A 23,617-nucleotide genomic window follows, 5' to 3' on the forward strand; every position below is an offset into this window, starting at 1 on the left:
AAATATTATGCTGAAATTTCCCAAAGAATTCCTCTGGGGGGCTGCTGCCTCTGCTCCACAAACTGAAGGACATAGCTTGATGAACGGTAAATCCGCCACAACTTGGGATAAATGGTTTGAAATGAGTCCTGAAAAGTTTAACGATAATCAGGGTCCAAGTAATACTTCCAATACATATGAAATGTACCGTGAAGATGTTGCCAATATGAAAAAAATTGGTCTCAATTCATACCGGACGTCGATTTCATGGGCACGTTTGTTGCCGGATGGACAGCATTTGAATCAAGAAGCTGTTGAGTTTTATCGTGCATATTTTCAAGAGATGATCGATAACGGTATTAAACCAATCATCAATCTTTTCCACTTTGACATGCCTTGGTGGTTGATGGAAAAAGGTGGTTGGGAAAGTCGCGAATCGGTTGATGCCTTTGGATTTTATGCGAAAAAAGCTTTTGAACAGTTTGGTGATCTGATAACTGAATGGACAACTTTTAATGAACCAATGGTGCACGTTGAATGTGGTTATTTGTACAAATTTCATTACCCAGAAGTTGTCGATATGAAACGTGCCGTGCAAGTGGGGTATCATACTTTGATGGCACATGTTATGGCTGTAAAAGAATTTCGTAGCAGTGGAATTAATGGTCGTATTGGTATTATTTTGAATGTTTTACCAGCATACAGTCGTAGTGACGAACCCGCTGATTTGAAGGCTAAGAAGTCATCAGATTTAATCAATACGCAGAGCTTTCTGGATCCAGCGGTATTGGGGAAGATACCTGAAGAATTGATTGAACTATTTAGAGAAAATGACTTGTTGCCAAGAACTGAGGCAGAAGACGTTGATCTAATTAAACTCAATACAGTTGATTTTGTCGGTATCAATTATTACCAACCAAGGCGTGTCCAAGCTCCAACTAATCCTAAGGTTCCTGCAGAAATGCCTGAAGATTTGTATGAACCATATGATTGGCCCGATAAGGAAATCAATCCATATCGTGGTTGGGAAATTTATCCTCGTGCTTTATTTGATATTGCGATGATGATGAAGGATAAGTATCACAATATTCCCTGGTATGTGAGTGAGAATGGTATGGGTGTCGCTGATGAAGCACGTTTCAAAGATGATTCAGGGATGATTGACGATCAGTATCGAATTGATTTTATCAAAGAACATTTGGAACAATTACACCGTGGAATCGAAGCGGGCAGTAACTGTTTTGGCTATCACATGTGGACTTATATCGACTGTTGGTCATGGCTCAACGGCTACCGCAATCGTTATGGATTTTACAGTGTTGATTTAGATGACAATTATAAGCGAACAGTTAAAAAGAGTGGTTTGTGGTTTAAAGAGTTAACAAAAAATAATGGCTTTGAACTGGAGAAGTGACATGGAGCAAATAATATCAATCGATGTAGGTGGCACAAGTATCAAATATGGACTTTGGAATGAAACTGAACAGTTGTTGTCTGCCAAAGGAAAAGTCGCAACTCCTAAGGATTTAGCTGGCTTTTACGATGCTATTCAATCAATTGTGGCAAAGTTTGCCGATGAAAAAGTGGATGGCGTAGGTTTCAGTATTCCAGGTGCGGTCGATCAAAAGACTGGTGTCATTGGCGGCATTAGCGCCTTACCTTATATACACAATTTTCCGATTCAAGCAGAGTTAGAAAACATCTTAAATTTAACGGTGACGATGGAAAATGATGCTAACTGTGCTGCATTAGCCGAAGTTTCTGTTGGTGCTGCTTCTGATATGAGTGATGTTATCTTCATTATTATCGGAACAGGTATCGGTGGGGCAGTTGTGTTGAATCGTCAAATTATTCATGGCAAGCATCTGTTGGGCGGTGAATTTGGGATGATTCTTGATGATAAGAATGAACGGCTCAGTTTACGTGGCACAGTAGTGCATATGGCTGAACGTTATAGTGCTGATTCCAGTCATAAATTTACCGGTCAGGAAGTTTTGGAATTAGCTGAACAAGGCGATCCGGTAGCACAACGATATACCGATGATATTTATCAAAATTTGGCACGGGCAATTTATAATTTGCAGTTTGTGGTTGATCCGGAGGCTGTGATTATTGGTGGCGGTGTGTCGGCTAACAATGGCTTTATTCAAAAGTTAGATGATGAAATAAAGAATTTAGTTAAAGATGTTGACGATATTAAGATTGTTCCAACTTTGATGGCAGCTGAATATCATAACGATGCTAACTTGATAGGATCAGCTTATAACTTTTTCAATAAAGATTAGTTTGGGTTCCGCCTCCGGTCGTCAGTAATATAGTCCTGCTGTGGGACCGGCTCGAGCCATAATGCGGTCTCGACCCTCGATTTTGAACTTCGCAAGGTTCGCGAATTTCAAAAGTCGTCCTGTGGTGTAAAGGCTAAAAGCCTTAACGCCACTTTCACTGCTGGACTATATTACTGACGACCTCTGGCTAGTGTATTTGATATATACACTGGTGTTCAGATTAAAAAGTGTAAATGTATAACCAAAAAGAACGTTCCAAACGTACATTATGAAATGTATGTTGGAACGTTCTTTTTATTGTGAGAATTTTATTTTTGTAGTTCTTTGATTGCTAAGGCAAAATTACCTAATGTTGCTGAACCATTATTTTTAACAGCTGGCATTTGAATATATTTTTCTAAATCTGGAACTTGAACATAGCCATTTAGTAATTCTTTGAACTGTTGGCGAACTTTTACTAGGAACGCTTCACTGACAACGCCACCGCCAAAGACGATTTTATCTGGACGTAAAATCAATGTTGCTTGTATGGCTGCTTGAGCAACGTAATATGCCATTATATCCCAGGTGTGATCTGTTAGTGGAACATCCTTACCTTTGATACCAAGTCGTGCGTCAAACGTTGGTCCGGCAACCAATCCTTCTAAACAGTCCTCGTGATAAGGGCAGATACCTTTGAATTCTAAGTCATCTGGATGACGGCGTAAGAATGTGTGGCCCATTTCGGGATGTCCGAGGTCACCAACAAATTTTCCATCGGAAATGGCACCAGCACCAACGCCAGTACCAATTGTGTAATACGTTAGTGAATTAATTTTTTCGTTGGCTAGGGTCGACATAACATATTCACCGTAAGCTGAACCATTAACATCGGTTGTCCAAAACATGGGAATCTTGAAGGCTTTTTTCATTTCGCCTAAAAAGTCAGTGTCATGCCAATTGGGCTTGGGTGTCGAGGTGATGTAGCCATATTTAGGTGAGTTCTTTCGTAATTCAATGGGACCAAATGATGCAATACTCAAAGCTTCAATGTCAAATTTATTGAAGTAATCGATTGCCTTTTGAATCGTTTCTCCTGGGGTTGTTGTTGGGAATTGGATGATATCTTTGATTCGATAGTCTTCGTCTCCAATTGCGCAAACAAACTTTGTTCCACCAGCTTCTATACTTCCTACTAACACAGTCATCGCTCCTTAATTTTAAAAGTAATCGTTTTCATAATTAAAGATTACTATCAAAAGGGCAGAGCTTCAATTTCGATGTGTACAAAAAATAACCCATAAATTAGGCAATGTATATAAATTTTAACGTCTCCATGGATGAAAATATTCACCTGCTATGCGGACCGGTCCGAGCCAGAGTGCGGTCTCGAACCTCGGTTTGAAGCCTTACCAAAGACCGATAAGTCTCCAAACACGCTCGGTGGTGTAATGGCTAAAGCCATAACGCCACACCCACAGCTGGTGAATATTTTCATCCATTCCAACTAATTTATTTTATATTTAGTACGGAAAATTAAATGATTAAGCTGATTACTCCGTTTAAATAAATTGCACTAAAAATTAATTTTGGAGATTAAAAAAAGCCGAGAATATTTATCGCTATGTGGACCGGCAAATATTCTCGACTCTGGTAATTAACTTTTAATATAAACCACTTCATGCAACATACCATATTCGGTCTGATCAGCAATGAAATCATCACTAGCTTCGAAACCAAACATTTCGTAAAACGCACGTGAAGTTAAATTATTCTTCAATACAATTAAATAAATTTCGTTAAATTTTTTCTGCAGGGTATCGAGAGCTGCTTGGAAAAGTTTTTGTCCGATACCTTGATGTTGAAACTGTGGCAATACATATAATGAATATATTTCCCCGAAGCCACTGTATTTCTTTCTTCTAGCGGGTCCATAAGTACAGACGCCGACGATTTGTTGATCTTTAGTTAATGCGACCAAAGTGTTGTTGATTCTTGTTTCCGGATGCCAAGTGGATTTCAAATTGATATTGTCCAACAATGCTTGGGGCACGAGGCCAACGTATGAGTAAGTCCAAGTTTGATAATAAACTCGACGGATGCTGTCAAAATCAGTCTGTGAGTCAGTCTTAGCTATTTGACAGTCCATATTAATCATGACTTTCGACAGCTTCATTGGCACTAGCAAAGACTCCAAGTTTACCTAACAATAGTCCTAAGAAGAATCCGGCAAATGTAGGTACGACCCAGCCAAGTCCCAAGCTAGCTAGAGGAACATATTGGTGATAAGCAGCTAAGATTGTTTTGACAAAGTTAACACTTGTAACGGCAGCGGGTGAGGCATTCAACATATCGAAGACAGCTGGCAATACAGTAAAGGCAATTGTCATTTTGTAAACGACTCCGGCATATGGTTTAGCGTGAACAGTCAATGAAACAAGGATCAAAGCAAGTGATAGTGGGTAAAGTAGCATCAAGACTGGCAATGACCAAGCGATGATGTTGTTTAATCCAGCATTGGCAACAACGAATGACAAGGTGGTTGTTGTTCTCAACCATGCTAAGTAACTAACTTTAGGAAATAATTTGTGGAAATCCTGTGAGAATGAAGCAACTAATCCCATAGCAGTTGTGAAAACTCCTAAGGTAACTAAAACGCCTAGGAATGCGGCACCGAATCGGCCAAAGTAGTGACCAACGATTTGTGAAAGTGCGACACCACCGTTAGCTGAAAGGGTCAATTTGCTCAAACTGAAAGCACCTAATAAAACTAATCCAAAGTAAACTAAAACTTCAACGGCGATACTTAATGAACCTGCTTTAGCGGTTAAAACGGATAATTCACGATCTTTGTAACCAAGGCCTTTAACGGCGTGAACAAAAGTAACACTCAAGGCTAGTAAGGCAACAGCATCAACTGTGTTGTAACCTTCAAGCAAACCACTGACAGTTGAGTTTGTTTGATAAGCTTGGGTTGGCATGTGATTCAAACCACCCATTGGATGTAAGAATGCAACGACGAATACGACAGCTAATAATACCAAAAAGATAGTGTTGAGATATTTCCCAACGTATTTCAATAATTGACTTTGATGAACAGTCAAAGTATATGCAAGACCGAAGAAAGCGGCAGTGAATAATAACATCCCGACGGTGTCAAATTTTGCTGGTAGAAATGGTTGAACGGCCATTTGAAAAGCTGTTGCAGCGGTACGTGGTGTACCAAACAGTGGTCCGATTGTGAGGTGGACCAAAACTAGGAACAAGGCAGCGTAGAATTTGCCGACTGGACGAGCGAGATCATATAAACCATCACTCTTGGTTACGACAACAGCCATGATTGCTAGTAATGGAAAGAGGGAACCGGAAATTGCGAATCCAAATGCAGCTGAGAACCAATTGTTACCAGCTAATTGTCCCAAGTGAACTGGGAAAATTAAGTTACCTGAGCCGAAGAACATTCCAAAAATTAAGGAACTGACTACGAGTAAATGTAAAACTTTCTTTTTATTGTTTTTTTCTCCTGTTAAATCTAAATCGTCTTTCATAATACATCCTCCTAAAAATGTTGTTTCTAATCTGTGTTGGGCCCTTAATGCCACTAATGTCAGAATCCATTTTTACCACCTCTTTTTTTAGATTAAAGACTGAAAGTTTATTGAAGTATGCCATTTCCATAGCTGAGAGTATTCATCTGCTGCGCGGTACGGTTCGAGCCAAAGGGCGGTCTCGAATCTCGGTTGAGACCGGTAAGGCTCCAACACGCCCGGTGGTGTAATTGCTAAAGCAATAACGCCACTTTCGCTGCTGATGAATACTCTCAGCTCTTCCAACTAATTTATTTTTAATCTCATGAAAATTTGGGATTATTTTAAATAAATTGAAATTTAGAATGTTGGATTAACTGTTATAACAAGTTTTCATCTTTCAAACTTTATACAAATAACGTTTTGAGTTTACTAATTTTGGTACAAAAAAAGCCCTCTTCCAGCTAAGGAAAAGGGCTCAAATAGAACGGTACCACCTTTTTTGGGTATTCTAAGAATACTCACTTTATTAACGGACAGTAATTAAATGATATCCGCTAGCCAAATAATGGTGGCAACCACGATAACCTACATATCGGCATCGAACTCAGAAATGATTTTCGAAATTCTCGCGACGGTCACTTTGCACTAAACATGACTCACTAAGCGTACTTGAGATTTCTACTTTTTTCTTCAACGTTTTGTTGGTTTGTATTATAGTCACCTAAAATTTGAATATCAAGTGTTTTTTTAATAAAATTATAATTTTTATAATTTATGAGGCGTGCGATTCAAGAAATGTTTGGCACCATCGATAACGTGGAAATAGGTTGCCAGACTGAACATATCAGGGTTTAGACTCTTTAAGAAAGGCCACTCGCGTAACGAACCACGGAAGAGAGAATTATTTTGTTCAATAAATTTTTTTCCAACTTTTTGTGGTTGATCAGTGAATAATCCGGACTGATAAAGATAATTGGAATAATCAAAGAAATACTTGGCAGTTTTTTGTTCACCGATAGTTTCACGTAGAATTTTAGTCCTAGCACCGATGAATCCTAAACTATTGCGGACGACTTGACGACTGTTGTCGGAACTTGATAAATAAGCAAATAATTCCTCAAAGAATTTTTGATAAGCGTGAATTTCACCACTAGATAAATAAGCACGGGGATGATTCTTGAAAGGATACTTCCAGTTACTGAGATTGTATTCCCACTTCTGACCAATCCAAATAGTGAAAGGCAGCTCATAGAAGACTTGTGTCATATCTTGCTCAAAGCATTCGTTGATAATTTCTGAGTAATCTGCTGGCAAAAGTTTTTTTATCTCGTCATTTAAGGCAGGAGTAATAAACTTTGTTCCATCTGTATCGTCAGTTAGTTGTAGAAGTTTTTCCCAGGTTTCAGTCGTAAATAAATCTGGTTTGATATTTCGAATTAACTTCAAATTGATTGGTGCAGAATTTAACGTATATCCGGCATCAAAAGAATTATCCATCAATTGTAAAGTTTGAACAAAATGACCACCCAAAGAATGACCAATTCCATAAATCAGTGATTGGGATGCAATTTGACTGTGCAAGTAACGAATAAAGTCACGTGCAACAAGGAGTTGACGGTCTTCTTTAGTACTACCAATTAAAATTGAGTTAACGTTGTAATCCCAATCGTTATAATTTTCAAGAATAGATTTTTCAAATCGCTTACTTCTTGATTTAATTGTCTGATCGACATTAGCCTCAGTACCCTTGAAGGTGACATAACATTCTTTGACACCGTCGATAACAATTTCATAAGCAATACTTGAGAACCCACATTCAGCTGCTTCAGGGATAATGTCACGGACATCATAGGAACGAATGTAATCGGGCAAGCGGTGAACGAGACTGTAAATTAAGAACTTGAGATAATTCTCAGGACGAAATTCTTGATAAAGATAACGGTCATAATCGAATTGTAGTAATTTAGTTCGAAAGTCAGCGTTATGAAGCAATTCGCCAGCTTGATATGGCTCAGAACGAATTTCTAATGGCATCAAATTATTCAGCAATAAAATGACATAAATTTGATTCAAGTAACCCCGACACGGATTAATCTGTTCATCCTCAATCATGGCAATAAGTTGTTTTAATTTATTAATTTTTCGGTTACGTGAAGGTACTGAAAAATTATTTTCGTGATGAAGTTGATCAAGGTTTTTCAAACGCAAAGCCTTATCAATCAGCTGAGGGTGAATAGTTGAATCTTTTAAAAATTGGGGGACACGTAGATCAATTACTTGGTTTAAAACCAGATTGGTTAAACGTGTTTTTTCTTTGTTCAAATAGGCGTAACTAAAGTAAAGACGCTTATTTTGTGGCAGCAACTGTTTGCTGTCTTTTTTATTAAAAGTTAGTGGAAAATTTTTATGAGCTCGAAAGTTTAATAGGTCGAGTTGATCATAAATATGGTTTAAACGGTTTAGGTTGGTTAATAGTTCCCTCATGTGATCACCTCTCAATTTGGTTAAATGTTACTAAAATAATGTCATCATCTTAATTGTACGAAATTAGGCAGTATTTAACACACTGTAAACGCTATTATAGCAACGCTTTTCCTTAATCATCCTTTTTTAGAGTCTGTGAGCAACTCAGAATGTTGCTTTTTTTAAATATGATGAATTATTAATTGTATTATCATTTTCATTTTAACAAATTGCCTTTATATAAGTAATTCAGAACCATTTCTTAATTATGTCACAAATGTGGTATTTCACACTTGTACTATATCACATTTGTGCTATACTATAGATGTGGAGGTTGGAGAAAGATGCGAATAGATATTAAATCATACTTAGAAGATAACGGATTAACAATATATGTAATAGCAAAGAAAAGCGGGTATGGTTATACGACTCTGCATAAATCTTTCAACAAAAAACAATCTTCCGCCACATCAATAAATTTGCGCGATATAGAGGCAATTGCCAAAGCGCAGGATATCGAAATGTGGAGAGTTCTGCGTGAATTGGAGTTGCATTATCTAAAGTGAGGAGGTCTTTATATGGCAAGATCATTTTGGGATGAAGATCCATTTAACAACAATATGGACGAAATTTTTAGAAGATTAATGAGTCAACAAAACGGTGATTCACAAGCTAAGTATTATGTGAATGGGCACGAATTGACTCCTGAAGAATTAGCAAAATATCAAGAGGCTAGAGCAGCTGGTCAAAATATTCCAGTCAGCGATAGTCCTAAACAAAAGAATGGCACAATGTTAGAGAAACTCGGACGTAATTTAACCCAAGAGGCTAAAGATGGCTTACTTGATCCGGTTATTGGCCGTGATAAAGAGATTCAAGAAACGGCAGAAGTTTTGAGCCGGAGAACGAAGAACAATCCTATCCTAGTAGGTGATGCTGGTGTTGGTAAGACTGCGGTTGTTGAAGGTTTAGCCCAAGCAATTGTCAAAGGCAATGTACCTGAAGCAATTAAAGACAAGCAGATTATTTCCATTGATTTATCAGCTCTTGAAGCCGGAACACAGTATCGTGGTTCCTTTGAAGAAAATATTCAGAACTTACTGAAAGAAGTCAAAAAAGCAGGCAACGTGGTATTATTCTTCGATGAAATTCATCAAATTATCGGTGCTGGATCATCTGGATCAGACTCTGGTAGTAAAGGTTTAGCCGATATTATCAAACCTGCGTTGAGTCGTGGTGAGATTTCAGTTATCGGTGCGACGACTCAAGATGAGTACCGTAATACAATTATGAAAGATGCTGCTTTGGCTAGAAGATTCAACGATGTAACAATCAATGAACCTAGCAAAGAATCAACAGTAGCAATCTTACAAGGTTTGCGTAAGGCATACGAAGAACACCATCACGTAAAATTACCTGACGATGTTTTGAAAGCAGCGGTTGATTATTCTGTTCAATATATTCCTCAAAGATCATTACCTGATAAGGCAATCGACTTGATCGATATGACAGCCGCTCACTTAGCAGCCAAGAATCCTGTAACTGATAAAGTTAGTTTGGAAAAGGAATTGAAGCAAGCTGAGAAAGATAAGGACGCTGCGGCAGCTAAAGAAGATTACGAAAAAGCTGCTAGTTTGAAACAAAAGATTGAAGATATTCAGGCCAAATTGAATAAAGATGATACTGCAACAGATGAACCAGTGGCCACAATCAATGATATTGCTGAGTCAGTCCAAAGATTAACTGGCGTTCCCGTTTCACAAATGGGTGCTAGTGATATCGAAAGACTCAAGACGATGGGCAAACGTTTGAAAGATAAGGTTATTGGTCAAGATGAAGCGGTCGACATGGTTGTCAGAGCTATTCGTCGTAATCGGGCTGGCTTTGACGAAGGTAACCGTCCAATTGGTAGTTTCCTATTCGTTGGTCCAACTGGTGTTGGTAAGACTGAATTAGTAAAGCAGTTGGCTCAGGATATGTTTGGTTCCAAGGATTCAATTATCCGTTTGGATATGAGTGAATATTCTGATTTAACCGCTGTTTCTAAGTTGATCGGTACTTCAGCTGGTTACGTCGGCTACGAAGATAACGGCAATACTTTGACAGAAAAAGTTCGTCGTAATCCATACTCCATCGTTTTACTTGATGAAATTGAAAAGGCTAATCCTCAAGTTTTGACCTTATTGCTACAAGTAATGGATGATGGACGTTTGACAGATGGTCAAGGTAACGTAGTTGACTTCAAAAATACAATCATCATCGCTACATCTAATGCTGGATTTGGTCATGGCAACAAAGATGAGAAATTAATGGATAAATTGGCACCATACTTTACTCCAGAATTTCTAAACAGATTCAATGGTATCGTTGAATTTACACATCTATCTAAAGATGATTTGAACCAAATCGTTGAATTGATGTTAAACGACGTCAACCGCAACTTGGCAAAGAAAGGTATTACTTTGGAAGTAACGCCAGAAGCTAAGGAATGGTTGATCGATGAAGGCTACGATGAAGCCATGGGTGCAAGACCATTACGTCGTGTCATTGAACAACAGATTAGAGATAAAGTTGCTGAATTCTATCTCGATCATATTGACGCTAAAGATTTGAAAGCCGATTTAGTTGAAGGAACCATTAAGATTTCTGAAAAGTCAGCCGTCACAAATGCATAGTAAAAAATCCCTGATATTAAGTTATCAGGGATTTTTTTGAATTATCCATACATAAAATGCATAATTAATGATTTGAAATAAGTATTTTGAATCAAAGATATATTCGAGTACACTTACAACTATTGATAATTCAAATGAAAAAAGAGGAATTTTATAAATGGAAAATGTAATTTTTAATAACGGTGTAAAAATGCCAGTAATTGGTTTTGGTACATTCCAAACGCCACCTGCAATGACTGAGGAAAGTGTGACTAGAGCACTTAAAACTGGCTATCGCAGTATTGATACAGCTCAAGTTTATGGCAACGAAGAGGGCGTTGGAGAAGCAGTTAAGAAGAGTGATATTTCTCGAGAAGACTTATTCATTACAACCAAAGCTCAGACTGACGGCTATGATGAAACGGCAGAAGGTATAAATAATTCGTTAAGGAAACTTCAAATGGATTATATTGATTTAATGATTATTCACTGGCCAATGGGCAATAGTCTTGAAACATACCGTGCTATGGCTGATGCTTATAATGCTGGAAAAATTCGTGCAATTGGTTTGAGTAATTTTAATCCTAACCAAATTGATGCAATTCTAAAATCTAGTGATGTTAAACCAGTAATTGATCAAATCGAAACTCATTTATATTGGCAACAAAGTAAGATTGCTCCTTATTTAGCTGAACATGAAATTGTTCATGAAGCTTGGGCACCTTTTGGCGAAGAATATGCTAAAGAAATGATTCAATTACCAGAAATTACTGAACTTGCTAAAAAATACAATGTTTCCGGAGCCCAGATATTGTTGCGTGCCATGACTCAACAGAAGATTGTCGTGATTCCAAAGTCTAATAATGAAGCACATTTGAAGTCAAATTTGGATATATTTAATTTCAAACTTACTGACGCAGAATTAGAAGGCTTGAAGAAGTTTGATAAACACCGTTCTATTAAAGATTGGCCAGTTTCAATGCGAGAAACAGCTTATTAATATAATGGCACAAGTGATCTATTTAGGTTACTTGTGCCATTTGGCATGAAAAAAATTTAGAGATATTGCGGTCAAATAAAGGTAAATTCGATAAAATGGAGTCAAAGTTTGAAGTTATCCAATATCTGTTCACGTTTTGCTAAAGGTTTCTTTTCCACGCCAGAGAAATTTTTCCACTTAAAATTCCAAAGTCTAGTTTTAATGAATGTCCCTCTGAACAGCATCTTTGCAATAGGAGATCCAATGAGAAATTTGTAGGCAAAACTTGGCGTGCTCATCGTTGTTATTACTTCAATTTTTGGCGATTTAGTTAGTTTGTTCTTCATTGTATCAGCGTTATAAAGAACACCTTTTGCGTAAACTTTGTCGAGAAAGCCTTTCGTCATGGCTGGCATAACTTCCCACCAGATTGGGAACATGAAGATGATTCTATCAGCAGCTAAGAGTCTATTTTGATAGTCTTCAATTTGTGGGTCGATTGGTTTACCACGGCGCCAATTTGTCAGGTCGTCAGCAGTCATTACAGGATTGAAGTTATCAGCGTGTAGGTCAATAAGATCGACTTCATTGTTTTCAGCGTGCAGTTGTTTAATAGTCGCTTTGAGTAATGCTGCTAAAAATGAGCGGTGATGGGGAACATTATCTGATGCAGTAGCAGTATATGGATGGTCAAAAATAATTAGAGTTTTCATAAATAACACCTCGTGTTTGATTAATGACTTAAGTTTATGCGAGGTATCAGTAACGAGCATTAACAATTGTTAATTTAAAGTTAGGGGTGAGTACTTCATGGAAAAAGAATTGTCAGATTATTTGAAAAATGAATTTCCAACCATTGCAGAACATTGGACGGAACTAGAGCCTTTATTTATTCCAGAAAAATTTCCAAAAGGTAGTACGTTATTGGATGAAGATGATGTTGCTACTGAAGTTTATATTGTCTTGGATGGTGCGTTACGATTATGGCACAATGATAACGGTCGCGATATTACACTCCAGTTCTTTTTTGAAAATCAAATGGTGTCGTCTTTTGAAAGTTTTTATTTAGGAAAACCAAGTGGCTTTTCGATTGAAGCAATTGAGGATACAACTGTCTTAAAACTCAGCAAACAGCATTTTGATGAAATCAGACAAAGCTATCCAGCTATTGAAGCGTCGATAACCGAACTTATCTGTGAACGATTCATTGAATATCGAAATATTTTCTTCTCACAAATTCAACATTCGCCGGAGCAACGTTATCAAGAACTTGCAGAAAATAATCCTGAGGTCATTGATCGGGTGCCGTTACATTACGTGGCTTCATTCTTAGGGATGACTCCTGTTTCATTGAGTAGGATTCGAAAACGTAATTCTTAATTTTTTTTTCGTCACATTTAGATACAGATACAAAAGAAACCAGTTCGTGAAATCATTATGATTCCATGAACTGGTTATTTTAATGGTTCAGCAAATTCAATTTATGGAGCCAATCGTTAACCGTTATATCGTTATAATCTCCAGTGGCTTTAATCTCACCATTATCAAGGATAATAATCGAATCGGCGTTATGGAAGAGCTGCTCATCGTATTGATGGGTGACAATTAACCAACCGGAATCCAAGTTTGTCAGAATTTGACTGATTTCTTGTGAGGTGCGGGGATCAACACCAGTTAAAGGTTCATCAAATAGATTGAATTCAGTTTGTCGTAGTAACAAACGCCCAAGAGCTAAACGCCTTTTTTCACCACCAGAAAGTAAACCACTGTGGGAATCAATATGTTGATTTAAGGCTTTGGGATTAGCATATTTTGTTAAACCGACCTTTTGTAAAACCGCAAAGCACTGTTCAGCTGAAAACTCGGTGTTGAATAGAGTTAGATTGTCTTTCAAACTAGCATCAAAAATGTGTGCTTGTTGCTCCAATAAGCCTAAATGTTGGAAAACATCGTTTAATGAATAGCTATTAATTGGTTGTTCATTAAGTGTTATTTGTCCCTCAGCAACTTTGGAGTTAAAAGGAAGATTGATTAAAGTTGTTTTACCACTACCGCTTTTACCCACCAGTAAGTAGTGCTGCTGGGCTTTTAGAGTTAAGTTAAATTGCTTAAGAATTGATTTATTGTCCTGAGTAAACGAAACATCTCGATAGGACAAATTAGCAAATTTCTCTAGAGACTTGGTTTTAACTTCTACATTAGTGTCCTGAATCTTTTCGTCCAGTTTGGTAGCGGCTGTTTTTCCACCAATAATATCGCTGAAAATTCCCGAAGCTGTTTGAATCGGTTCGGAAATGAAAATCATCAATTGAGAGAATGCAACAAGTTGTCCTAGCGAGATTTCCTTTTTCAGCACGAAATAGATACCGACGATCCAAGTTCCCAAATAAAGAAAGTCGTTCATGAATTGACTTATTGCACCGACTTTCTTGCGTGTTAGTTGATCATTATTCTGAGCAATTAGTAAGTGTTGATTTTGAGATTGGAAGATATTGTGTAGTTGTCTTTGGATGTTAAAGACTTGAATTGTTCTAAGACCATTGGTGGCATCCTGTAAAATACTTGTTGCCAACTTTGATTCATGAATTACATTTTGTTTATTCTTACGGAGATTATTTTGTTGATAGAACGGCAGAAAAATTCCTGGGATACATAGTAAAACAATAATTAATGTCAGTGCGGGTTTAATCATGATTGACAGTGTCAAAGCAATAACCAACTGACAGATTTGTTTATAAGCATTGAATGTTCCTTGAAGATAATCATCGCGTAAAACTGGAACGGTTTCGGAAAAGTCATTGTAATAATCATTCGTGATTTTTTGGACATCGTTACCAATACCCGTGTTTTGTTTGAAAAGTTTCGTTAACAATCGATTTCGAACAGTATTAACAATTTGATTGAGAGTAGTTTGTTGGAGATAAGATCCAATAAAGTAAACCGCCGTGTCAATCAAGATATAGCAAATGACAATGGCAATTAAGAGACCATATGATAGCTGGCTTTTGCCTGTTGCTACGTCAGTAATTACTTGTAGTAGGTAAGAAACAGAGATTTCCACTCCTGATGCGATTGGAATTAATAGTAAAAGAATCCATGTTTTCTTTTTTGCAAATTTTAAAAAGTGTAGTAGTGTCATAATAATTCCCCTAAAATTAAAAATATTTTAATAAAATTATAACCCTAGTAATTATTTATAGCTACATTTTTCTGAACAAGGATGTTTTTTTGCATTAAGGATAATAAATTATCTAGATTGTTCGTAATTTCAGTGGAGTTTAATTATATTTTTAGTGAATTGTTGAACGAATAAGAGTCAAAGCCTTTGCATGATAAGGCTTACAATAAAAAAGATGGAATTTTATTTGAATGAATATTAAGCAAAAATCAAGCCTATTTTAATATCAAAACACGAACTTTAACTATCTTCATGGGTGATTTTGTACTTGATTAACTCTAGAAATTAATTAAATTATAGTAAAACACGAACTATTTTTATAATTATACACATAATTGTTTCTAAAACACTTGTAAAAATCCGAATAATTTGCAATACTATATAAGTTCAAAAAAGAAATTATTTTTCTAAGGGGCGTTTATAGTGAATTCATTAGATAATAGAGGGAATTTAAGTTTTATGGAACGTTTATTCCATCTAGAAGAAGCTCAGACAACTGTTAAACGAGAAATTTTAGCTGGTTTAACAACATTTGTTTCGATGGCTTATATTTTATTTGTTAATCCTCAAGTTTTGGGAGACTCAGGGATGAACAAAGGATCATTGTTTACAGCAACAGCTTTGACTGCTGTCGTTGGTTCAGTACTGATGGGGATTTTAGCAAATTATCCAATTGCAATTGCTCCAGGATTAGGTGACAACGCCTTTTTCAGTTACTCAGTTGTTATCGCCATGGGTATTCCTTGGCAAACGGCAATGGCTGGTGTATTCGTAGCCAGTTTGATTTTCTTAGTTTTATCATTGATGAAAATTCGTGAAGTCGTTATTAATGCGATTCCAAAAGATTTAAAACTGGCGGTTGCGGCTGGTTTAGGTATCTTTATTGCTTTCGTCGGATTACAAGGTGGGGGATTGATTACAGCAAGTAAGTCGTCATTAGTTGCTATCGGATCATTCGCTAACCCAACAACTTGGTTAACAATCGTTGGATTGTTAGTAACAGCTATCTTGATGGCTCGTAAGATTCCTGGTGCAATTTTTATCGGTATGGTCTTTACAACAATCGTGGGACTAGTTACTAAATTGATTCCTGCGCCAGCACATATCGTGTCCGCAATTCCTAGTTTAAAGCCAACATTTGGGGTTGGTGTAGCACATATCGGAGATATTAGAGAACCTCAACTTTGGGCAGTTGTGATTATCTTCTTATTAGTAGCATTCTTCGATACTGCCGGTACTTTGATTGGTTTGGCTGAACAAGTCGACATTATGCAGGATAAAGACGGTAAAATGCCAAGAATTGGTCACGCTTTGATGGCCGACTCAATTTCAATGGTCAGTGGTGCTGTCTTTGGTACAACTCCTCCAACAGCTTACGTTGAATCATCAGCCGGTATTGCCGTGGGTGGTAGAACTGGTTTAACTTCCATCACAGTAGGTGTTTTGTTCGCGTTATCTATGTTCTTCTCACCATTATTGACAGTCGTAACAAGTAACGTTACAGCACCAGTTTTGATCATTGTTGGGACTTTAATGGCTCAATCAATGAAAGGTATTCAATGGGATAGATTTGAAATTGCACTACCAGCATTCTTAACAATTGTTGGTATGCCACTAACATATAATATTTCTTATGGTATTGCGTTTGGATTCTTAGTTTATCCAATCACAATGCTTGCTGCAGGTAAAAGAAAAGAAATAAATCCAATTATGTACGGATTGTTCGTGGTTTTCGTTATCTTGCTTTATATTATTAATATTTTGCCAAAGGCTAGTTTAGCTTAGGGGTCTCCAGGACTGAGAAATATTTACCTGCTAAGCGAACCGATTCGATTTTAAATAGTCAGAATATTTTAGAAATTATATTAAAAGAATAAGCTGTATCACACTTTGAAAGACATGCGTTTTATTGCATGCCTTTTTTGCTGTAAGAAAAATTATAAAAACTTAATGACTTGTAAACATACCTCTAAACCGAAGACGGCATAACCAACTATAAAGAAAATCATAAATGTTATATAATAGGAAAGTAAGCGATTACAAGGAGGGCGAAACATGAAGAAGATTATTAATAATGTCGAGGATATCGTACCAGAAATGATTTCTGGTCTCGTAAGAACTAATGCGGATTTGGTCAAGCAGATTGATGGGACAACTGCTGTAGTCAGAAACGATCCGAAATTCAAGGAAAATAAGCAAGTCGGAATTGTTTCCGGTGGTGGTAGTGGTCACGAGCCATTGCACGCTGGTTATGTTGGCGATGGGATGCTCAGTGCTGCTGTTGCCGGTGAGGTCTTTACTTCACCAACTCCAGATCAAATTTATGAAGCTATTACAGCGGTCAATCAAGGCAAAGGTGTCTTGTTAATCGTTAAAAATTATTCTGGTGATGTCATGAACTTTGATATGGCTAAGGAAATGGCTGAAGCAGACGATATTGAAATTAAGACAATTGTCGTTGATGACGATATTTCCGTTAAGAATAGTGAATTTACACAAGGTAAACGTGGGGTTGCCGGAACTGCTTTAGTTGAAAAAATTGTTGGTGCTGCGGCTCGTTCAGGGATGAATTTGGACGATTTAGCAACACTTGGTCAAAACGTAATCAATAATACGAAGACAATTGGAATTGCACTACATGCGGCTACTGTACCTGCTGTTGGTCATCCTGGTTTTGAACTCGGCGATGATGAGATTGAATATGGTATCGGAATCCATAACGAACGTGGTTATGCGGTTGAAAAAATTAGACCTGCTAAAGAATTAGCTAATGAATTGATTGAAAAAATTATGAATGAGTTTTCTGGCCAAGATGGTGACTTTGCCATTCTCGTTAATGGTATGGGTGGCACACCTTTGATGGAACAATATATCTTTGTTAATGATGTTTTGAACGAATTAGCAGATAAGAAAGTTAAAGTCTCCTTCAGTAAGGTTGGCAATTTGGTCACATCACTTGATATGCAGGGAATTTCTTTAACAATTATGAAAGCCGATGCCGATTGGATTAAATATCTCAAGGAACCAGTAACGACAATCGCTTGGTAGAGAGGGTAATTTGATGAAATTAGAATTAGTAGATGCCAAAAAATGGATTAATTTATTTGTTGAAAAATTAGAGAATAATAAAGCCGATTTGAATGAATTGGATACGGCTATCGGTGACGGTGACCATGGTACAAATATGAATCGTGGCGCTGAGGCTATTACCGCTGCTTTTGAGAAAAAAGATCCTGAGAATTTAGCTGATTTGTATAAAGCAACTGCTTTTGCCATGATTCAAAAAGTTGGTGGAGCTTCAGGTCCTTTGTATGGAACAGCTTTTCTAGATATGTCAAAAGCTGTCAAAACAGATAACCTCGAATTAGGTGATCTGATTCAGATTGGCGCCGATGGACTCAAGCGTCGTGGTGAATCTGACACGGGAATGAAGACTATGATTGATGTTTGGCAACCAGTTAGTGATGCCTTGAAGGCTGATAAATTTGACCAAAAAGTAATTGACGATGCTTTGGAAAATGTGAAGAATTTAGTTGCTACAAAGGGTAGAGCTAGTTATTTAGAAGAAAAATCTAAAGGTCACATTGATCCTGGTGCTCAATCAAGTGCCTATCTATTCGAATCATTAATCGAAGTGTTAGGAGCCTAATTATGAAATATGGAATATTGATTGTTTCACATTCAGCCGATATTGCTAAAGGTGTCAAAGCACTGATTTCTCAGGCGGCCCCAGATTTATCAATCACAGTTGCTGGCGGAACAGATGAGGGCGAAATTGGTTCATCATTAGAAAAAATTCAACAAGCTGTTGATGACAATACAGGTGATGAAATCTTGGCGTTTTATGACCTCGGCAGTTCCAAGATGAATTTGGAAATGTTGCTGGAAATGACTGACAGAGTGATTCATAAGTATGATGTAGCTTTAGTTGAGGGGGCTTATACAGCGGCTACTTTGGCAGAAGTTGACTCACCTTTAGAGACAATTGAAGATAATTTAAAGAGTTTGAAGATTAAATAAAATATCAGAGAGAGTGTGACAAAACATGGTCAGCTTTCGAGCATTAAGGCAAATAAGACTAGTAATCCGATTTTGGATTGCTAGTTTTATTTGTTTTAAGCGGAAAAAGCAATGTTTTGTTGCACGTTTATGGCTGCATATTTAAGACAAAAGGAGTTATGTCACAGCCCCTTTTTTTAATTGGATAAGGTTAGGACTCCAAAATCTTTACACTTTCTTTGAACTTTCTAGTCAGTTAATTTATCTCTGGATATTACTATATTAGTATAGTGAAACGAGGAAAAATTATGACAGAGACAATTTTGAGGGTTAATAACATTTCCAAACATTATGGAAAACATCAAGTATTAGATAAGGTATCTTTAGAAATTGACAAAGGCATGATCTACGGATTGATAGGTGTAAATGGAGCGGGTAAATCTACTTTGATGCGGATTATCATGGGTTTAACTTATTCTGATGGTGGCGAAATTGAATTATTCGGGGCTACTGATGCTAATGGAATCCAACATGCTAGAAGAAAAATTGGGCAATCCATTGAAACTCCAGCGCTTTATCCAGAATTAACAGCTGTCGATAATATGAAAGTTCAAGCGGCTAATGCTGGGGTTGGTAATAGCGATATTTCAAATTTATTGAAGCTAATGAATCTCCAAGATACTGGTCACAAGAAGGTTAAGAACTTTTCATTAGGGATGCGCCAGAGATTATCAATTGCAGTAACTTTAGTCAGCAATCCAGAGTTTCTCATTTTAGATGAACCCACAAATGGGCTGGATCCAGCGGGAATCATTGAGATAAGAGAAATTATAAAAAAATTAGTGAATGAAAAAGGTTTAACAGTTTTAATATCCAGTCATATTTTAGGAGAACTCTCACAAGTTGCCACAAATTATGGAATTTTACATCATGGAAAAATTATTCAAGAACTTTCTAAAACGGAGCTACTTCAAAAGAGCCAGCAATATATTTCTTTGCAGGTTGGAGAGGTTGAAAAAGCATTGACGATTTTGGATAAGTTAAATATTGAGGAATACGAAGTTTCCGATGATGATGAGATCAGAATTTATTCTAATTTAGATCAAATTTCCCAGATTAATCGGAAATTGGTTTTGGAAAATATCGATGTTCTAGGAATCAGTATGGCTAATCAAAACCTTGAGGATTACTTCATGGATATAACGGGGGAAAAGTAATGTTAAATTTATTGGCAGCGGATAAAGTAAAATTATTTAAAAGTCGTAAAATGTGGATAACTTTATCCATAGTAGTGTTCTTACCAATTTTTCAACTATTGAATGCCATTAGTAAGAACAGTTATCAAGGTCACTTGACGCCAAAAGAGGATATTGTCGTCAACGGAGCATCTGGCGTTTTGATGAATGTTAAGAGTAATCTGGTTATTCTACTGATATTCTGTGCGTTTATTAGTTTTTATATCGGAGAAGAATTTCAAAATGGAACGATTAGAAATGCATTGTCGCTTGGTATCAGCCGTGGAAAATATTATTTGTTAAAGTTATTAGTAGCTTTTGGTTTAACTTTAATTTCGACTGTTATAATTACAGCAATGGGTGTTAGCGGATACGGTATGGTTTTTGGATTCGGAAATATCGCTGGTATCACTAACTATGGTAATTATTTTGTGATGTTATCGTTGACGATTTTTCTATTGATTTTTTCAGTTGTATCAACCTATGTAGCGATTGGTTTCATGATTCGTACGATAGGTGCAAGCGTTATTTGGACATTTGTTTTTACAATTTCAATGGGATTTATTCCAGCGGTTTTTATGAAATTCAAATCAGTGGCAGACGTAACATGGTGGTTTACGGAAAGTTATTTGTTTTATAAGAACTTCGCCTTGCCATCAGTGATAAATGAATTTCCCAAGATGATTTTTATTAGCGTTATAACGATTATAATTTCGACAATTATTGGTATTTGGAGCTTTTACAAAGCCGATATTAAGTAGAGGATAAGATGACAAATATATTGGTTATAGAGGATGATATGGCGGTCCATTCGCTAATTAAGGAAACACTGGAATTGCATGATTTCAGTGTTTTTGATGCATATTCTGGTACTGAAGGACTGTTAATTTTTAAACAGAATCAGATTGATTTGATTCTGTTGGATTTGATGTTGCCAGGGATGTCGGGTGAAGAATTGATCAGAAAAATCAGAAGCAATTCGACCGTACCAGTCATTGCCGTGTCTGCGAAAGTCGATCAAGATACCAAGTTAGATTTACTGACTCACGGGGCTGATGACTATATAACTAAACCGTTTGATTTGAAAGAATTACTTGCTAGAGTGGAAATTCAACTACGTCATAGCGATACCACAACGCCGTTACAAGACAATAGAATACATTACCAAACGATTGATTTAGATACGGATACGAGAGAAGTTACCGTTTCGGGCAGAGATATTCATCTTACTTCGCATGAATTCAGTATCTTAGAATTATTGCTGCGTAATCCCAAGAAAGTTTTTAGCCGTTCTAATTTATATGAAAGTGTCTGGCATGAACCATATCTAGACAATGATAAAACGGTCAGTGTGCATGTTAGTAATTTACGTTCAAAGTTGAATCAATTTGGAGCTCATTACATTGAAACTGTTTGGGGAATTGGTTTCAAATTGGAGGGAGAGTCCAACGTTGATGGTGATATTTAACGTCCTTTTATTACTTTTGTGTGGTTTGATACTATATGTGTTTTTTTTGAAACGACAAATTAAACGCTTGGCAAAACAAGTTAATACTATGTCGGCTGACTCAAAAAAAGGCAGTCGCTTTTTTGTTGATTTTAGAGAAAAGAATCTGATTGCATTAGTTGATGAACTTAATCAAATGGTTAATACTTATGAGTCAGAGAAATTACAAGTTAAGCAAGCCGAGGAAAATTTACAGCTTTCAATAACTGGTTTATCACATGATTTACGAACCCCATTGACGGCAATCGACGGTTATGTGCAGCTGCTTAAGTTAACCGATGATCCACTCAAGAAAAAACAATATTTAGATGTTATAGAATTATCTGTTTCCAAGTTGCTTGAGATGACTAATCAGTTTTATGATTTGACTAGAATAGACCTCAATCAAAAGGGCTTTGACTTAGTTAAATTATCGCTGAATGACGCGATTCAGGATAACTTTTTGAATTTCTTTGACAGTTTTGAAAAGTCAGGTTTGACAATTAAATTCCCTGATAATTGTGAATCTATTCATGTTTTGGCGGACAAGGTACTTTTGAATCGTGTTATTCAAAATATAATTCAAAATGTTTTACGTTATGCTCAGGGAAAAGTTGAAATCGAATATGCTAAACAAGGTAATTTTGGCGTTGTAACGTTCATCAATGATATTAAGCATGGTAGCAAGATATCGATTGAAAAGGTCTTTGATCGTTTTTATACTGAATCTAAGACACGTACAAATACCGAATCAAGCGGATTGGGATTGTATATTTCGAAACGTCTGATTGAGAATATGAATGGTAATATGGATGCCAAGCTTGTTCAACAGCGATTTTCGATTGAGATAAAATTACCATATATTTGAGGGAGAAAAGATGATATTAGTCAGGTGGTTGACCAGATCAACAAACGATGCCAGTAGATTTGTAAAAATAGTATATGTTCTCTATCGTTTGATTGCTTTAATAATGTTGGGTAGTCAAATCTGGATGCAACAGGGCAACAGAATCATGATTGTTTTGCTGACGCTAGTTTTATTTGAGATTCCCGCTGTTATTGAGAATAAATTTAAAATCATGATTCCCGATATTTTGGAAATTGTTATCATCTCGTTTATCTTCAGCTCAACTATTTTGGGGGAACTGAGTGACTTCTATGGATATTTGCCATTTTGGGATACCGGTTTGCATACATTAAATGGATTTTTAGCTGCTGGAGTCGGCTTTTCGTCAATTTATCTGCTAAATGAAGGTATGACCTCAATTAAATTAACACCGGTTTTTATTGCGATAACATCGTTTTGTTTCTCAATGACAATCGGAGTTATGTGGGAGTTTGGTGAGTTTACAGCTGATCAGTGGTTGAATACCGATATGCAGAAGGACCGGATTGTTCAAAAAGTTAATAGCGTTGAGCTATCGGATAAACCTAATACAGTCGGTCACATTAAAAATATTGATCATACAACAATTCATACCAAGGATAATAAAAATGTTGTCGTAAAAGGTGGTTATTTAGATATCGGTTTAATCGATACGATGAAGGATTTATTTGTTAATCTAATTGGTGCGATATTCTTCAGCATTTTTGGATATTATTATTCAGCAAGTCACAGCCGAAAGTATAAGTTCATTCGTAATTTCATGGTTTATAAAGGAAAGTAGTATACAAAAACTCCGTAGCAGTCAGAGATGATTACTACGGAGTTTATTTTTTATTCTAACTAAAGGTTGAAAGTTGAATATTATACAATAACCCCGGCATGCCGGGGTTTTATTGTACAAAAATAGACATGAGCTTACTCATATCCTTATAATTAAGTCGCTGAAACCAATATATAAGGGAGT

21 protein-coding genes are annotated in these 23,617 nt (G+C 36.7%); 15 read left to right on the plus strand and 6 right to left on the minus strand.

Features of this window, described 5'->3' with window-relative positions; all coding sequences use genetic code 11:
* Positions 1-7 precede the first annotated feature (7 nt).
* A complete protein-coding gene (locus tag AAA923_RS09950) occupies positions 8-1,393 on the plus strand; it encodes a glycoside hydrolase family 1 protein (RefSeq protein ID WP_338216773.1) in 1,386 nt (461 codons plus the stop codon).
* A gap of 1 nt (position 1,394) precedes the next feature.
* A complete protein-coding gene (locus tag AAA923_RS09955; RefSeq protein WP_338216774.1) occupies positions 1,395-2,264 on the plus strand; it encodes an ROK family protein in 870 nt (289 codons plus the stop codon).
* 308 nt (positions 2,265-2,572) lie between these two features.
* On the opposite strand, the gene scrK is transcribed toward AAA923_RS09955, so the two are convergent.
* The 4 genes from scrK to AAA923_RS09975 form a co-directional block, all read right to left on the minus strand.
* Positions 2,573-3,445, minus strand: a complete 873-nt coding sequence (scrK, locus tag AAA923_RS09960; protein WP_338216776.1) for a fructokinase ScrK — start codon at positions 3,443-3,445, stop codon at positions 2,573-2,575.
* Between the two features lie 455 nt (positions 3,446-3,900).
* Positions 3,901-4,392 (minus strand): GNAT family N-acetyltransferase, encoded by a 492-nt coding sequence (locus tag AAA923_RS09965; protein ID WP_338216777.1) that lies wholly within the window; start codon positions 4,390-4,392, stop codon positions 3,901-3,903.
* Between the two features lies 1 nt (position 4,393).
* Entirely contained in the window at positions 4,394-5,791 is a 1,398-nt protein-coding gene (gene brnQ / locus AAA923_RS09970; RefSeq protein ID WP_338216778.1) for a branched-chain amino acid transport system II carrier protein, read from the minus strand.
* Positions 5,792-6,538: 747 nt separating this feature from the next.
* Complete coding sequence (locus tag AAA923_RS09975; protein WP_338216780.1) at positions 6,539-8,257, minus strand: DUF6792 domain-containing protein; 1,719 nt, start codon at positions 8,255-8,257, stop codon at positions 6,539-6,541.
* Positions 8,258-8,580: 323 nt separating this feature from the next.
* Here AAA923_RS09975 and AAA923_RS09980 point away from each other — a divergent pair, with 323 nt between their 5' ends.
* The 3 genes from AAA923_RS09980 to AAA923_RS09990 all read left to right on the plus strand — a co-directional run bounded on the left by AAA923_RS09980 (position 8,581) and on the right by AAA923_RS09990 (position 11,890).
* Positions 8,581-8,802: a hypothetical protein gene (locus AAA923_RS09980; protein WP_041499243.1), complete on the plus strand. Its 222-nt coding sequence runs from the start codon at positions 8,581-8,583 to the stop codon at positions 8,800-8,802.
* A gap of 12 nt (positions 8,803-8,814) precedes the next feature.
* Positions 8,815-10,911, plus strand: coding sequence for an AAA family ATPase (locus AAA923_RS09985; protein WP_338216782.1), 2,097 nt, complete (start codon positions 8,815-8,817; stop codon positions 10,909-10,911).
* A gap of 157 nt (positions 10,912-11,068) precedes the next feature.
* Entirely contained in the window at positions 11,069-11,890 is an 822-nt protein-coding gene (locus AAA923_RS09990) for an aldo/keto reductase (protein ID WP_338216784.1), read from the plus strand.
* A 101-nt stretch (positions 11,891-11,991) separates the two neighbouring features.
* On the opposite strand, the gene AAA923_RS09995 is transcribed toward AAA923_RS09990, so the two are convergent.
* Complete coding sequence (locus AAA923_RS09995; RefSeq protein ID WP_338216785.1) at positions 11,992-12,582, minus strand: NAD(P)H-dependent oxidoreductase; 591 nt, start codon at positions 12,580-12,582, stop codon at positions 11,992-11,994.
* 97 nt (positions 12,583-12,679) lie between these two features.
* Here AAA923_RS09995 and AAA923_RS10000 point away from each other — a divergent pair, with 97 nt between their 5' ends.
* The gene (locus AAA923_RS10000) at positions 12,680-13,249 is read left to right on the plus strand and encodes a Crp/Fnr family transcriptional regulator (RefSeq protein WP_338216788.1); all 570 of its coding nucleotides are present in this window, start codon (positions 12,680-12,682) and stop codon (positions 13,247-13,249) included.
* Between the two features lie 79 nt (positions 13,250-13,328).
* Here AAA923_RS10000 and AAA923_RS10005 read toward each other — a convergent pair whose 3' ends face one another.
* A complete protein-coding gene (locus tag AAA923_RS10005) occupies positions 13,329-15,008 on the minus strand; it encodes an ABC transporter transmembrane domain-containing protein (RefSeq protein WP_338216789.1) in 1,680 nt (559 codons plus the stop codon).
* A gap of 498 nt (positions 15,009-15,506) precedes the next feature.
* Here AAA923_RS10005 and AAA923_RS10010 point away from each other — a divergent pair, with 498 nt between their 5' ends.
* From AAA923_RS10010 to AAA923_RS10050, 9 genes are all read left to right on the plus strand, one after another.
* Positions 15,507-16,832, plus strand: coding sequence for an NCS2 family permease (locus AAA923_RS10010; RefSeq protein WP_338216790.1), 1,326 nt, complete (start codon positions 15,507-15,509; stop codon positions 16,830-16,832).
* A gap of 270 nt (positions 16,833-17,102) precedes the next feature.
* Complete coding sequence (dhaK, locus tag AAA923_RS10015) at positions 17,103-18,095, plus strand: dihydroxyacetone kinase subunit DhaK (RefSeq protein WP_338216791.1); 993 nt, start codon at positions 17,103-17,105, stop codon at positions 18,093-18,095.
* A 13-nt stretch (positions 18,096-18,108) separates the two neighbouring features.
* Positions 18,109-18,696 carry a dihydroxyacetone kinase subunit DhaL gene (gene dhaL / locus AAA923_RS10020; RefSeq protein WP_338216792.1) on the plus strand — a complete coding sequence of 196 codons (588 nt, stop codon included), beginning with the start codon at positions 18,109-18,111 and terminating at the stop codon, positions 18,694-18,696.
* A gap of 2 nt (positions 18,697-18,698) precedes the next feature.
* The gene (gene dhaM / locus AAA923_RS10025; protein ID WP_338216793.1) at positions 18,699-19,067 is read left to right on the plus strand and encodes a dihydroxyacetone kinase phosphoryl donor subunit DhaM; all 369 of its coding nucleotides are present in this window, start codon (positions 18,699-18,701) and stop codon (positions 19,065-19,067) included.
* A 287-nt stretch (positions 19,068-19,354) separates the two neighbouring features.
* Positions 19,355-20,263, plus strand: a complete 909-nt coding sequence (locus AAA923_RS10030) for an ATP-binding cassette domain-containing protein (RefSeq protein WP_338216794.1) — start codon at positions 19,355-19,357, stop codon at positions 20,261-20,263.
* Positions 20,263-21,042, plus strand: coding sequence for an ABC transporter permease (locus AAA923_RS10035; RefSeq protein WP_338216795.1), 780 nt, complete (start codon positions 20,263-20,265; stop codon positions 21,040-21,042). Before AAA923_RS10030 ends, AAA923_RS10035 begins: the two co-directional genes overlap by 1 nt.
* 8 nt (positions 21,043-21,050) lie before the next feature.
* Positions 21,051-21,749 (plus strand): response regulator transcription factor, encoded by a 699-nt coding sequence (locus tag AAA923_RS10040; protein ID WP_338216796.1) that lies wholly within the window; start codon positions 21,051-21,053, stop codon positions 21,747-21,749.
* Positions 21,750-21,786: 37 nt separating this feature from the next.
* Complete coding sequence (locus AAA923_RS10045) at positions 21,787-22,635, plus strand: sensor histidine kinase (RefSeq protein WP_338216803.1); 849 nt, start codon at positions 21,787-21,789, stop codon at positions 22,633-22,635.
* 10 nt (positions 22,636-22,645) lie between these two features.
* Positions 22,646-23,434: a DUF2238 domain-containing protein gene (locus tag AAA923_RS10050; protein WP_338216797.1), complete on the plus strand. Its 789-nt coding sequence runs from the start codon at positions 22,646-22,648 to the stop codon at positions 23,432-23,434.
* Positions 23,435-23,617 lie beyond the last annotated feature (183 nt).

This window comes from Companilactobacillus muriivasis, assembly GCF_036246245.1.
GTDB classification, from domain to species: domain Bacteria; phylum Bacillota; class Bacilli; order Lactobacillales; family Lactobacillaceae; genus Companilactobacillus; species Companilactobacillus muriivasis.